The sequence below is a fragment of the Escherichia sp. TC-EC600-tetX4 genome (assembly GCF_019356055.1).
Taxonomy (GTDB): Bacteria; Pseudomonadota; Gammaproteobacteria; order Enterobacterales; family Enterobacteriaceae.
In genome coordinates this window covers 3,102,759-3,116,201 of the sequence record NZ_CP079924.1, presented here as the reverse complement: position 1 = coordinate 3,116,201, position 13,443 = coordinate 3,102,759, and the positions used below count along the sequence as shown (strand labels likewise).

12 protein-coding genes are annotated in these 13,443 nt (G+C 50.6%); 11 read left to right on the top strand and 1 reads right to left on the bottom strand.

Going from position 1 to position 13,443, the window contains the following annotated elements:
* Nucleotides 1-132 precede the first annotated feature (132 nt).
* Nucleotides 133-1,299, top strand: a complete 1,167-nt coding sequence (sucC, locus tag KXD89_RS15170) for an ADP-forming succinate--CoA ligase subunit beta (protein WP_001048602.1) — start codon at nucleotides 133-135, stop codon at nucleotides 1,297-1,299.
* The gene (gene sucD, locus KXD89_RS15165; RefSeq protein WP_000025458.1) at nucleotides 1,299-2,168 is read left to right on the top strand and encodes a succinate--CoA ligase subunit alpha; all 870 of its coding nucleotides are present in this window, start codon (nucleotides 1,299-1,301) and stop codon (nucleotides 2,166-2,168) included. The genes sucC and sucD overlap by 1 nt, the downstream gene beginning before the upstream one ends.
* A 103-nt stretch (nucleotides 2,169-2,271) precedes the next feature.
* On the opposite strand, the gene mngR is transcribed toward sucD, so the two are convergent.
* A complete protein-coding gene (gene mngR, locus KXD89_RS15160; protein ID WP_000509902.1) occupies nucleotides 2,272-2,994 on the bottom strand; it encodes a mannosyl-D-glycerate transport/metabolism system transcriptional repressor MngR in 723 nt (240 codons plus the stop codon).
* A 168-nt stretch (nucleotides 2,995-3,162) separates the two neighbouring features.
* Between mngR and mngA the strand changes: the two genes are divergently transcribed.
* From mngA to tolR, 9 genes are all read left to right on the top strand, one after another.
* Complete coding sequence (mngA, locus tag KXD89_RS15155) at nucleotides 3,163-5,079, top strand: PTS 2-O-a-mannosyl-D-glycerate transporter subunit IIABC (RefSeq protein WP_001054864.1); 1,917 nt, start codon at nucleotides 3,163-3,165, stop codon at nucleotides 5,077-5,079.
* Between the two features lie 17 nt (nucleotides 5,080-5,096).
* On the top strand, nucleotides 5,097-7,730 hold the full coding sequence (gene mngB, locus KXD89_RS15150) for a mannosylglycerate hydrolase (protein WP_000648976.1): 2,634 nt from the start codon (nucleotides 5,097-5,099) through the stop codon (nucleotides 7,728-7,730).
* A gap of 846 nt (nucleotides 7,731-8,576) precedes the next feature.
* Nucleotides 8,577-10,145 (top strand): cytochrome ubiquinol oxidase subunit I, encoded by a 1,569-nt coding sequence (gene cydA / locus KXD89_RS15145; RefSeq protein ID WP_000884361.1) that lies wholly within the window; start codon nucleotides 8,577-8,579, stop codon nucleotides 10,143-10,145.
* A gap of 15 nt (nucleotides 10,146-10,160) precedes the next feature.
* Nucleotides 10,161-11,300 carry a cytochrome d ubiquinol oxidase subunit II gene (gene cydB / locus KXD89_RS15140; RefSeq protein WP_000568275.1) on the top strand — a complete coding sequence of 380 codons (1,140 nt, stop codon included), beginning with the start codon at nucleotides 10,161-10,163 and terminating at the stop codon, nucleotides 11,298-11,300.
* A gap of 14 nt (nucleotides 11,301-11,314) precedes the next feature.
* Nucleotides 11,315-11,428: a cytochrome bd-I oxidase subunit CydX gene (gene cydX, locus KXD89_RS15135; protein ID WP_000270282.1), complete on the top strand. Its 114-nt coding sequence runs from the start codon at nucleotides 11,315-11,317 to the stop codon at nucleotides 11,426-11,428.
* A complete protein-coding gene (ybgE, locus tag KXD89_RS15130; RefSeq protein ID WP_000034602.1) occupies nucleotides 11,428-11,721 on the top strand; it encodes a cyd operon protein YbgE in 294 nt (97 codons plus the stop codon). Before cydX ends, ybgE begins: the two co-directional genes overlap by 1 nt.
* A gap of 149 nt (nucleotides 11,722-11,870) precedes the next feature.
* On the top strand, nucleotides 11,871-12,275 hold the full coding sequence (gene ybgC / locus KXD89_RS15125; protein WP_001098384.1) for a tol-pal system-associated acyl-CoA thioesterase: 405 nt from the start codon (nucleotides 11,871-11,873) through the stop codon (nucleotides 12,273-12,275).
* Nucleotides 12,272-12,964: a Tol-Pal system protein TolQ gene (tolQ, locus tag KXD89_RS15120; protein WP_000131314.1), complete on the top strand. Its 693-nt coding sequence runs from the start codon at nucleotides 12,272-12,274 to the stop codon at nucleotides 12,962-12,964. The genes ybgC and tolQ overlap by 4 nt, the downstream gene beginning before the upstream one ends.
* Nucleotides 12,965-12,967: 3 nt before the next feature.
* Nucleotides 12,968-13,396 (top strand): colicin uptake protein TolR, encoded by a 429-nt coding sequence (gene tolR, locus KXD89_RS15115; protein ID WP_000090097.1) that lies wholly within the window; start codon nucleotides 12,968-12,970, stop codon nucleotides 13,394-13,396.
* The last annotated feature ends 47 nt before the right edge of the window (nucleotides 13,397-13,443 follow it).

The following is a 13,443-nucleotide window of genomic DNA, read 5'->3' as shown; positions in this document are numbered from 1 at the left end:
GACAAGCGATGCCTGATGTGACGTTTAACGTGTCTTATCAGGCCTACGGGTGACCGACAATGCCCGGAAGCGATACGAAATATTCGGTCTACGGTTTAAAAGATAACGATTACTGAAGGATGGACAGAACACATGAACTTACATGAATATCAGGCAAAACAACTTTTTGCCCGCTATGGCTTACCAGCACCGGTGGGTTATGCCTGTACTACTCCGCGCGAAGCAGAAGAAGCCGCTTCAAAAATCGGTGCCGGTCCGTGGGTAGTGAAATGTCAGGTTCACGCTGGTGGCCGCGGTAAAGCGGGCGGTGTGAAAGTTGTAAACAGCAAAGAAGACATCCGTGCTTTTGCAGAAAACTGGCTGGGCAAGCGTCTGGTAACGTATCAAACAGATGCCAATGGCCAACCGGTTAACCAGATTCTGGTTGAAGCAGCGACCGATATCGCTAAAGAGCTGTATCTCGGTGCCGTTGTTGACCGTAGTTCCCGTCGTGTGGTCTTTATGGCCTCCACCGAAGGCGGCGTGGAAATCGAAAAAGTGGCGGAAGAAACTCCGCACCTGATCCATAAAGTTGCGCTTGATCCGCTGACTGGCCCGATGCCGTATCAGGGACGCGAGCTGGCGTTCAAACTGGGTCTGGAAGGTAAACTGGTTCAGCAGTTCACCAAAATCTTCATGGGCCTGGCGACCATTTTCCTGGAGCGCGACCTGGCGTTGATCGAAATCAACCCGCTGGTCATCACCAAACAGGGCGATCTGATTTGCCTCGACGGCAAACTGGGCGCTGACGGCAACGCACTGTTCCGCCAGCCTGATCTGCGCGAAATGCGTGACCAGTCGCAGGAAGATCCGCGTGAAGCACAGGCTGCACAGTGGGAACTGAACTACGTTGCGCTGGACGGTAACATCGGTTGTATGGTTAACGGCGCAGGTCTGGCGATGGGTACGATGGACATCGTTAAACTGCACGGCGGCGAACCGGCTAACTTCCTTGACGTTGGCGGCGGCGCAACCAAAGAACGTGTAACCGAAGCGTTCAAAATCATCCTCTCTGACGACAAAGTGAAAGCCGTTCTGGTTAACATCTTCGGCGGTATCGTTCGTTGCGACCTGATCGCTGACGGTATCATCGGCGCGGTAGCAGAAGTGGGTGTTAACGTACCGGTCGTGGTACGTCTGGAAGGTAACAACGCCGAACTCGGCGCGAAGAAACTGGCTGACAGCGGCCTGAATATTATTGCAGCAAAAGGTCTGACGGATGCAGCTCAGCAGGTTGTTGCCGCAGTGGAGGGGAAATAATGTCCATTTTAATCGATAAAAACACCAAGGTTATCTGCCAGGGCTTTACCGGTAGCCAGGGGACTTTCCACTCAGAACAGGCCATTGCATACGGCACTAAAATGGTTGGCGGCGTAACCCCAGGTAAAGGCGGCACCACCCACCTCGGCCTGCCGGTGTTCAACACCGTGCGTGAAGCCGTTGCTGCCACTGGCGCTACCGCTTCTGTTATCTACGTACCAGCACCGTTCTGCAAAGACTCCATTCTGGAAGCCATCGACGCAGGCATCAAACTGATTATCACCATCACTGAAGGCATCCCGACGCTGGATATGCTGACCGTGAAAGTGAAGCTGGATGAAGCAGGCGTTCGTATGATCGGCCCGAACTGCCCAGGCGTTATCACTCCGGGTGAATGCAAAATCGGTATCCAGCCTGGTCACATTCACAAACCGGGTAAAGTGGGTATCGTTTCCCGTTCCGGTACACTGACCTATGAAGCGGTTAAACAGACCACGGATTACGGTTTCGGTCAGTCGACCTGTGTCGGTATCGGCGGTGACCCGATCCCGGGCTCTAACTTTATCGACATTCTCGAAATGTTCGAAAAAGATCCGCAGACCGAAGCGATCGTGATGATCGGTGAGATCGGCGGTAGCGCTGAAGAAGAAGCAGCTGCGTACATCAAAGAGCACGTTACCAAGCCAGTTGTGGGTTACATCGCTGGTGTGACTGCGCCGAAAGGCAAACGTATGGGCCACGCGGGTGCCATCATTGCCGGTGGGAAAGGGACTGCGGATGAGAAATTCGCTGCTCTGGAAGCCGCAGGCGTGAAAACCGTTCGCAGCCTGGCGGATATCGGTGAAGCACTGAAAACTGTTCTGAAATAAATATCTGTAATAAGAAATAGCCCTCGCCGCTTCCCTCTACAGGAATGGCGAAGGGCTGTCGGTTTCGACATGGTTGGCCATCGTATGATGGCCTTTTTTGTGCTTATCGCGATGATTTTCGCTGCGCTATCAGGGTAAATTTATAGTCATCGGTATTAAAAGCGTTGCGGCTATATTCAAACACCCGACCATCAACTAAATATCCACGCGATACTTTTTCAAGAATCGGCTTTGTCTGGCTGATATTAAGCAGACGGCTCATCTCTTCGGTTGGCATCAGAGGAATGATTTCCTGTTCGCTACGATCGATAACCATTTTCTTCACTTCTTCGATAAAGTGATATTTCGAATTTTCCATGACCTGCCAGGTGAGATCCGGGAACAACGCAAGCGGCATCCAGGTTTCTTCCAGCGCCATTGGCTTTTGCTTGCGATAGCGCACGCGCTTCACATGCCACACACGATCCTGCGGGGTGATTTGTAGCTGTTGCTGAAGAAAATCGTCAGCCGGAATCACTTCGAATATCAGAACTTCACTGTGTGTATCGACGTGACGGTCCGACAGTTTTTCATCAAAACTGGTTAACTGAAAAATATCGTAATTGACCCGCTCTTCTTTGACGTAAGTCCCGCTGCCCTGAATGCTTTCGAGGATCTGCTGCTCGACTAGCTGGCGCAAAGCCTGACGCACCGTAACCCGGCTGACGCCAAACTCTGTTTGTAGCGCTGATTCAGTGGGTAACGCATCGCCAGGTTTAAGCTCGCCACGCGCAATTTGTTCACGAATGCGATCGGCAATCTGCCGGTATAAGGGCTTGTGTCCCATTTTTAGTATCTCATTAATACGAATTTAACCATTATGCCCGATAAATTCATCCTGTAAATAATACAAATACAATACAAATAATTTCAATCAAGTGAAATTGATCACATAATGGTATTGTTTTATCGGGCACACTGGCGCGACTATAAAAACGATCAAGTGAGGATCATGATGAATCTGACGACTCTGACCCACCGCGATGCGTTGTGTCTGAATGCGCGCTTTACCAGCCGTGAAGAGGCCATCCACGCGTTGACTCAACGTCTTGCTGCTCTGGGGAAAATTTCCAGTACTGAGCAATTTCTGGAAGAAGTGTATCGCCGTGAAAGCCTTGGCCCGACCGCCTTAGGTGAAGGGTTGGCTGTGCCGCATGGCAAAACTGCTGCGGTAAAAGAAGCGGCGTTTGCGGTCGCCACACTCAGCGAGCCGCTTCAGTGGGAAGGCGTTGATGGCCCGGAAGCAGTTGATTTAGTGGTGCTGCTGGCGATTCCCCCCAATGAAGCGGGTACTACGCATATGCAACTGCTGACAGCGCTGACCACGCGCCTTGCGGATGATGAGATTCGGGCGCGTATACAGTCGGCGACGACGCCTGATGAGTTGCTCTCGGCGCTGGATGACAAGGGAGGCACGCAACCTTCTGCCTCTTTTTCCAACGCGCCAACTATCGTCTGCGTAACGGCCTGTCCGGCGGGTATTGCTCACACCTATATGGCTGCGGAATATCTGGAAAAAGCCGGACGCAAACTCGGCGTAAATGTTTACGTTGAAAAACAAGGCGCTAACGGCATTGAAGGGCGTTTAACGGCGGATCAACTCAATAGTGCAACCGCCTGTATTTTTGCGGCTGAAGTCGCCATCAAGGAGAGTGAGCGTTTTAATGGCATTCCCGCGCTTTCAGTGCCTGTTGCCGAGCCGATTCGCCATGCAGAAGCGTTGATCCAACAAGCGCTTACCCTCAAGCGTAGCGATGAGACGCGTACCGTACAGCAAGATACGCAACCGGTGAAAAGTGTCAAAACGGAGCTGAAACAGGCACTGTTGAGCGGAATCTCTTTTGCCGTACCGTTGATTGTCGCGGGGGGCACGGTGCTGGCGGTCGCGGTATTACTGTCGCAAATCTTCGGGCTACAAGATCTGTTTAATGAAGAAAACTCCTGGCTGTGGATGTACCGCAAGCTGGGCGGCGGGCTGCTCGGAATTTTGATGGTACCGGTGCTCGCGGCCTATACCGCCTATTCTCTGGCAGATAAACCGGCGTTAGCGCCAGGCTTTGCGGCTGGACTTGCCGCCAACATGATCGGCTCCGGGTTTCTCGGCGCGGTCGTTGGCGGATTGATAGCCGGTTACTTGATGCGCTGGGTGAAAAATCACTTGCGTCTTAGCAGTAAATTCAATGGATTCCTGACTTTTTATCTCTACCCGGTGCTCGGTACGTTGGGAGCGGGCAGTCTGATGCTGTTTGTGGTGGGGGAACCTGTCGCCTGGATCAATAACTCGCTTACCGCCTGGCTGAACGGTCTGTCAGGAAGTAACGCGCTGTTGCTGGGTGCCATTCTCGGTTTTATGTGTTCCTTTGACCTTGGAGGGCCAGTGAATAAAGCCGCTTATGCATTCTGCCTGGGCGCAATGGCGAACGGCGTTTACGGCCCGTATGCCATTTTCGCCTCCGTCAAAATGGTTTCGGCATTTACCGTAACCGCTTCCACGATGCTCGCACCGCGCCTGTTTAAAGAGTTTGAAATTGAGACCGGGAAATCCACCTGGCTGTTAGGGCTGGCAGGTATTACCGAAGGGGCGATCCCGATGGCGATTGAAGATCCGCTGCGGGTTATTGGTTCGTTTGTGCTGGGCTCTATGGTAACGGGCGCTATTGTCGGTGCGATGAATATCGGCCTTTCGACACCCGGTGCCGGCATTTTCTCGCTCTTTTTACTTCATGATAATGGCGCGGGCGGTGTTATGGCGGCAATTGGCTGGTTTGGCGCGGCATTGGTGGGGGCTGCAATCTCGACTGCAATTCTCCTGATGTGGCGGCGTCACGCGGTTAAGCATGGCAACTATCTGACTGATGGCGTAATGCCATAAACAAAAAGGAAACGACGATGAAAGCAGTATCTCGCGTTCACATCACCCCGCATATGCACTGGGATCGAGAGTGGTATTTCACCACCGAAGAGTCACGTATTCTGCTGGTCAATAATATGGAAGAGATCCTGTGCCGACTGGAACAGGACAACGAATACAAATATTACGTACTCGACGGGCAAACGGCGATCCTCGAAGATTATTTCGCGGTGAAACCGGAAAACAAAGACCGTGTGAAGAAACAGGTAGAAGCCGGCAAGTTGATTATCGGCCCCTGGTATACCCAGACCGATACCACGATTGTTTCTGCGGAATCCATCGTCCGTAATCTGATGTACGGAATGCGTGACTGCCTCGCGTTTGGCGAGCCGATGAAAATAGGTTATTTACCAGATTCCTTTGGCATGTCCGGGCAACTGCCGCATATCTACAATGGATTTGGCATTACCCGCACCATGTTCTGGCGCGGATGTTCGGAGCGCCACGGTACTGATAAAACCGAGTTTTTGTGGCAAAGCAGTGACGGTAGCGAAGTGACGGCGCAGGTGCTGCCGCTGGGCTACGCCATCGGTAAGTACTTACCTGCCGACGAAAACGGATTACGTAAACGCCTCGACAGTTATTTTGACGTGCTGGAAAAAGCGTCTGTAACCAAAGAGATTTTGCTGCCGAATGGGCATGACCAGATGCCATTGCAGCAAAATATCTTCGAAGTGATGGATAAGCTACGTGAGATCTACCCTCAACGTAAGTTTGTGATGAGCCGCTTTGAAGAGGTATTTGAGAAGATCGAAGCGCAGCGAGATAATCTGGCAACCCTGAAAGGGGAATTTATTGATGGCAAATATATGCGCGTGCATCGCACCATCGGTTCTACGCGTATGGATATCAAAATTGCCCACGCGCGTATTGAAAATAAGATTGTTAATCTGCTGGAACCGCTGGCAACACTGGCCTGGACGTTGGGTTTTGAATACCACCACGGCTTGCTGGAGAAAATGTGGAAAGAGATCTTAAAAAATCATGCCCACGACAGTATCGGCTGCTGCTGTAGTGACAAAGTTCATCGCGAAATCGTCGCCCGCTTCGAACTGGCTGAAGACATGGCGGATAATCTGATTCGTTTCTACATGCGCAAAATTGCCGACAACATGCCGCAGAGCGACGCCGACAAACTCGTCCTGTTTAACCTGATGCCCTGGCCGCGTGAAGAAGTTATCAACACCACTGTGCGGCTGCGCGCCAGCCAGTTTAATTTGCGGGACGATCGCGGTCAGCCTGTACCGTATTTTATTCGCCATGCCCGTGAGATCGATCCAGGCCTAATCGATCGGCAAATAGTTCATTACGGTAATTACGATCCCTTTATGGAGTTTGATATACAGATCAACCAGATTGTCCCTTCTATGGGCTATCGCACGCTTTATATCGAAGCGAATCAGCCTGGCAACGTAATTGCGGCAAAAAGTGACGCTGAAGGGATACTGGAAAATGCTTTCTGGCAAATTGCGCTCAATGAGGATGGTTCTCTGCAACTGGTAGATAAAGACAGCGGTGTGCGCTATGACCGGGTATTGCAAATTGAAGAAAGCTCTGATGATGGTGATGAATATGACTATTCACCCGCAAAAGAAGAGTGGGTAATTACCGCAGCGAACGCGAAACCGCAATGCGATATTATTCATGAAGCCTGGCAGAGCAGGGCTGTTATCCGCTATGACATGGCAGTGCCGCTCAATTTGTCAGAACGCAGCGCCCGGCAATCCACTGGCAGAGTAGGGGTGGTGTTGGTTGTCACTCTTAGTCATAACAGCAGGCGTATTGATGTGGATATCAATCTTGATAACCAGGCTGACGATCATCGCCTTCGTGTCCTGGTCCCTACACCTTTTAACACCGACAGTGTTCTGGCAGATACGCAGTTTGGTTCGCTAACGCGCCCCGTGAACGACAGTGCAATGAACAACTGGCAGCAAGAAGGCTGGAAAGAAGCGCCGGTTCCGGTATGGAATATGCTCAACTATGTTGCCTTACAGGAAGGGCGTAACGGCATGGCTGTCTTTAGCGAAGGGTTACGTGAATTTGAAGTCATCGGTGAAGAGAAGAAAACCTTTGCCATTACGTTGCTGCGTGGCGTGGGCTTACTGGGCAAAGAAGATCTGCTTTTAAGGCCTGGGCGGCCTTCGGGAATTAAAATGCCAGTCCCGGACTCACAACTACGTGGTCTGCTTTCTTGTCGCCTAAGTTTATTGAGTTATACCGGTACGCCAACCGCCGCTGGTGTAGCTCAGCAGGCGCGAGCATGGCTGACTCCAGTACAGTGTTACAACAAAATCCCATGGGATGTGATGAAGCTCAACAAAGCCGGATTCAACGTGCCGGAAAGTTATAGTTTGTTGAAAATGCCCCCAGTGGGATGCCTGATAAGCGCACTTAAGAAAGCTGAAGACCGACAAGAAGTGATTTTACGGCTGTTTAATCCGGCTGAATCAGCAACCTGTGATGCGACTGTTGCTTTCAGTCGCGAGGTGATTTCTTGCTCAGAAACGATGATGGATGAACACATTACCACCGAGGAAAATCAAGGTTCAAATCTATCGGGGCCTTTTTTACCCGGCCAGTCACGGACGTTCAGTTACCGGCTTGCCTGAATAGCAATCAAACCGAAGCCACATATGCGCGGCCAGATTGTTGACAAAGGGCGCTTTGTTCATGCCGGATACGGCATGAACGCTTTATTCGGTCTACAAAAGCAGGCAAATTCAATATATTGCAGAGATGATGTAGACACTGGCAAGCGTAGCGCATCAGGTAATTTTGCGTTTATCTTCACTCTCAAGCCACGTATATGTGGCTTTATTTTTAACAAAATAATAACCCTGGGTGAGTTAATTATAATATAATTATAAGTTAACTAAATGTTAATATTGGCGGGGTGGATTTATGCCTTTATTAGTAATCCTGAAACTCTGCGTCGTATTAGCCAGTGACCAAAAAAAGAATTAAGGTCAACCGTGCTGTTTTTGCTTCGTCTCTTTTTATCTTTAATTGCCAACCGAAACTAATTTCAGCCTTATAACTCACACATTTTAAACATAAATGTCACTAAAGTTACCTTATTGAAACATGATTAACATAATTTGTAGGAATTGATATTTATCAATGTATAAGTCTTGGAAATGGGCATCAAAAAGAGATAAATTGTTCTCGATCAAATTGGCTGAAAGGCGGTAATTTAGCTATAAATTGATCACCGTCGAAAAATGCAAATTTGCTTCAACAAAAACCTGTTTATTGTAAGGATTTTGCGGCGTAATATATACGTGGGATCAATTTGAGTTTTTATTAACATGTTTGCAACCTTTCTTTACGCCGTTTTTGTGTGCATTCACATGGTATGATGAAAGTGTTCAAACAAATTTCTATTGGGGCATGCGTGTGACCCTTTCTAACGGGGTTCACTCTCGGAGTCTTCATGCGATGAGCAAGGAGTCATGATGTTAGATATAGTCGAACTGTCGCGCTTACAGTTTGCCTTGACCGCGATGTACCACTTCCTTTTTGTGCCACTGACGCTCGGTATGGCGTTCCTGCTGGCCATTATGGAAACGGTCTACGTCCTCTCCGGCAAACAGATTTATAAAGATATGACCAAGTTCTGGGGCAAGTTGTTTGGTATCAACTTCGCTCTGGGTGTGGCTACCGGTCTGACCATGGAGTTCCAGTTCGGGACTAACTGGTCTTACTATTCCCACTATGTAGGGGATATCTTCGGTGCGCCGCTGGCAATCGAAGGTCTGATGGCCTTCTTCCTCGAATCCACCTTTGTAGGTCTGTTCTTCTTCGGTTGGGATCGTCTGGGTAAAGTTCAGCATATGTGTGTCACCTGGCTGGTGGCGCTCGGTTCAAACCTGTCCGCACTGTGGATTCTGGTTGCGAACGGCTGGATGCAAAACCCAATCGCGTCCGATTTCAACTTTGAAACTATGCGTATGGAGATGGTGAGCTTCTCCGAGCTGGTGCTTAACCCGGTTGCTCAGGTGAAATTCGTTCACACTGTAGCGTCTGGTTATGTGACTGGCGCGATGTTCATCCTCGGTATCAGCGCATGGTATATGCTGAAAGGTCGTGACTTCGCCTTCGCTAAACGCTCCTTTGCTATCGCTGCCAGCTTCGGTATGGCTGCTGTTCTGTCTGTTATTGTTCTGGGTGATGAATCCGGCTACGAAATGGGCGACGTGCAGAAAACCAAACTGGCTGCTATTGAAGCCGAGTGGGAAACGCAACCTGCGCCTGCTGCCTTTACTCTGTTCGGCATTCCTGATCAGGAAGAGGAGACGAACAAATTTGCGATTCAGATCCCTTACGCACTGGGCATCATTGCAACGCGTTCCGTGGATACCCCGGTTATCGGCCTGAAAGAGCTGATGGTGCAGCATGAAGAACGCATTCGTAACGGGATGAAGGCGTACTCTCTGCTCGAACAACTGCGTTCTGGTTCTACCGACCAGGCGGTTCGTGACCAGTTCAATAGCATGAAGAAAGACCTCGGTTACGGTCTGCTGCTGAAACGCTATACGCCAAACGTGGCTGATGCGACTGAAGCGCAGATTCAACAGGCAACCAAAGACTCCATCCCGCGTGTAGCGCCGCTGTACTTTGCGTTCCGTATCATGGTGGCGTGTGGCTTCCTGCTTCTGGCAATCATCGCGCTCTCTTTCTGGAGTGTCATCCGCAACCGCATTGGCGAGAAAAAATGGCTTCTGCGCGCCGCGCTGTACGGTATTCCGCTGCCGTGGATTGCTGTAGAAGCGGGCTGGTTCGTGGCTGAATATGGCCGCCAACCGTGGGCTATCGGTGAAGTGCTGCCGACAGCTGTGGCGAACTCGTCACTGACCGCAGGCGATCTCATCTTCTCAATGGTGCTGATTTGCGGCCTGTATACCCTGTTCCTGGTGGCAGAATTGTTCTTAATGTTCAAGTTTGCACGCCTCGGCCCAAGCAGCCTGAAAACCGGTCGCTATCACTTTGAGCAGTCTTCCACGACTACTCAGCCGGCACGCTAAGACAGGAGTCGTCAAATGATCGATTATGAAGTATTGCGTTTTATCTGGTGGCTGCTGGTTGGCGTTCTGCTGATTGGTTTTGCAGTCACTGACGGTTTCGACATGGGGGTGGGCATGCTCACCCGTTTCCTCGGTCGTAACGACACCGAGCGTCGAATTATGATTAACTCCATTGCACCACACTGGGACGGTAACCAGGTTTGGCTGATCACCGCGGGCGGCGCACTCTTTGCTGCCTGGCCGATGGTCTATGCCGCTGCGTTCTCCGGCTTCTATGTGGCGATGATCCTCGTGCTGGCGTCTTTGTTCTTCCGTCCGGTCGGTTTTGACTACCGCTCCAAGATTGAAGAAACCCGCTGGCGTAACATGTGGGACTGGGGCATCTTCATTGGTAGCTTCGTTCCGCCGCTGGTAATTGGTGTAGCGTTCGGTAACCTGTTGCAGGGCGTACCGTTCAACGTTGATGAATATCTGCGTCTGTACTACACCGGTAACTTCTTCCAGTTGCTTAACCCGTTCGGCCTGCTGGCAGGCGTGGTGAGCGTAGGGATGATCATTACTCAGGGCGCAACCTATCTGCAAATGCGTACCGTGGGCGAACTGCACCTGCGTACCCGTGCAACGGCTCAGGTGGCTGCGCTGGTGACACTGGTCTGTTTCGCACTGGCTGGCGTATGGGTGATGTACGGTATCGATGGTTATGTCGTGAAATCGACAATGGACCATTACGCAGCCTCTAACCCACTGAATAAAGAAGTGGTTCGTGAAGCTGGCGCATGGCTGGTTAACTTCAACAACACGCCAATTCTGTGGGCTATTCCGGCACTGGGTGTGGTTCTGCCGCTGCTGACCATCCTGACTGCACGTATGGATAAAGCCGCGTGGGCGTTTGTGTTCTCCTCCCTGACGCTGGCCTGCATCATCCTGACAGCCGGTATCGCAATGTTCCCGTTTGTGATGCCGTCCAGCACCATGATGAACGCAAGTCTGACAATGTGGGATGCAACTTCCAGCCAGCTGACGCTTAACGTCATGACCTGGGTTGCGGTGGTTCTGGTACCGATCATTCTGCTCTACACCGCCTGGTGTTACTGGAAAATGTTCGGTCGTATCACCAAAGAAGATATTGAACGTAACACCCACTCTCTGTACTAAGTAAGGAGCTAAAAATGTGGTATTTCGCATGGATTCTGGGAACGCTTCTTGCCTGTTCGTTTGGGGTAATCACCGCGCTGGCGCTTGAACACGTCGAATCAGGCAAAGCCGGTCAAGAAGACATCTGATGAGTAAGATTATCGCGACTTTGTATGCGGTAATGGACAAGCGCCCCCTGCGGGCGCTTTCCTTCGTGATGGCGCTTCTGTTAGCAGGATGTATGTTTTGGGACCCATCTCGTTTTGCCGCGAAGACCAGTGAACTGGAAATCTGGCATGGTTTATTGCTGATGTGGGCCGTCTGTGCTGGTGTGATTCACGGCGTGGGCTTTCGTCCGCAGAAGGTTCTTTGGCAAGGGATTTTTTGCCCATTGCTTGCCGATATTGTTCTCATTGTCGGGCTGATTTTCTTCTTCTTTTAAATCAGAATTCTCTTTAAAAAATTATGGGCCGCTCCAGGCCCATAAATTTTTACGCTCCCTTAACTTGCCCTCATTCCCAAACCTCAATCGCGCGCGTATAGTAGCAGCGTTTAAAAGCTCTAACTTTTGTTGCATTACCGGGATGTAAAGTGAATACAACGCTGTTTCGATGGCCGGTTCGCGTCTACTATGAAGATACCGATGCCGGTGGTGTGGTGTACCACGCCAGTTACGTCGCTTTTTATGAAAGAGCACGCACAGAGATGCTGCGTCATCATCACTTCAGTCAGCAGGCGCTGATGGCTGAACGCGTTGCCTTTGTGGTACGTAAAATGACGGTGGAATATTACGCACCTGCGCGGCTCGACGATATGCTCGAAATACAGACTGAAATAACATCAATGCGTGGCACCTCTTTGGTTTTCACGCAACGTATTGTCAACGCCGAGAATACTTTGCTGAATGAAGCAGAGGTTCTGGTTGTTTGCGTTGACCCACTCAAAATGAAGCCTCGTGCGCTTCCCAAGTCTATTGTCGCGGAGTTTAAGCAGTGACTGACATGAATATCCTTGATTTGTTCCTGAAGGCTAGCCTTCTGGTTAAACTTATCATGTTGATTTTGATTGGTTTTTCAATCGCATCTTGGGCCATTATTATCCAGCGGACCCGTATTCTTAACGCAGCGGCGCGCGAAGCCGAAGCGTTTGAAGATAAATTCTGGTCTGGAATCGAACTCTCTCGCCTCTATCAAGAGAGCCAGGGGAAACGGGATAATCTGACTGGTTCGGAACAAATCTTTTACAGCGGGTTCAAAGAGTTTGTGCGCCTGCATCGTGCCAATAGCCATGCGCCGGAAGCCGTAGTGGAAGGGGCGTCGCGTGCTATGCGTATCTCCATGAACCGTGAACTTGAAAATCTGGAAACGCACATTCCGTTCCTCGGTACGGTTGGCTCCATCAGCCCGTATATTGGTCTGTTTGGTACGGTCTGGGGGATCATGCACGCCTTTATCGCCCTCGGGGCGGTAAAACAAGCAACACTGCAAATGGTTGCGCCCGGTATCGCAGAAGCGTTGATTGCGACTGCAATTGGTCTGTTTGCCGCTATCCCGGCAGTTATGGCCTACAACCGCCTCAACCAGCGCGTAAACAAACTGGAACTGAATTACGACAACTTTATGGAAGAGTTTACCGCGATTCTGCACCGCCAGGCGTTTACCGTTAGCGAGAGCAACAAGGGGTAAGCCATGGCCAGAGCGCGTGGACGAGGTCGTCGCGATCTCAAGTCCGAAATCAACATTGTACCGTTGCTGGACGTACTGCTGGTGCTGTTGCTGATCTTTATGGCGACAGCGCCCATCATCACCCAGAGCGTGGAGGTCGATCTGCCAGACGCTACTGAATCACAGGCGGTGAGCAGTAACGATAATCCGCCAGTGATTGTTGAAGTGTCTGGTATTGGTCAGTACACCGTGGTGGTTGAGAAAGATCGCCTGGAGCGTTTACCACCAGAGCAGGTGGTGGCGGAAGTGTCCAGCCGTTTCAAGGCCAACCCGAAAACGGTCTTTCTGATCGGTGGCGCAAAAGATGTGCCTTACGATGAAATAATTAAAGCACTGAACTTGTTACATAGTGCGGGTGTGAAATCGGTTGGTTTAATGACGCAGCCTATCTAAACATCTGCGTTTCCCTTGCTTGAAAGAGAGCGGGTAACAGGCGAACA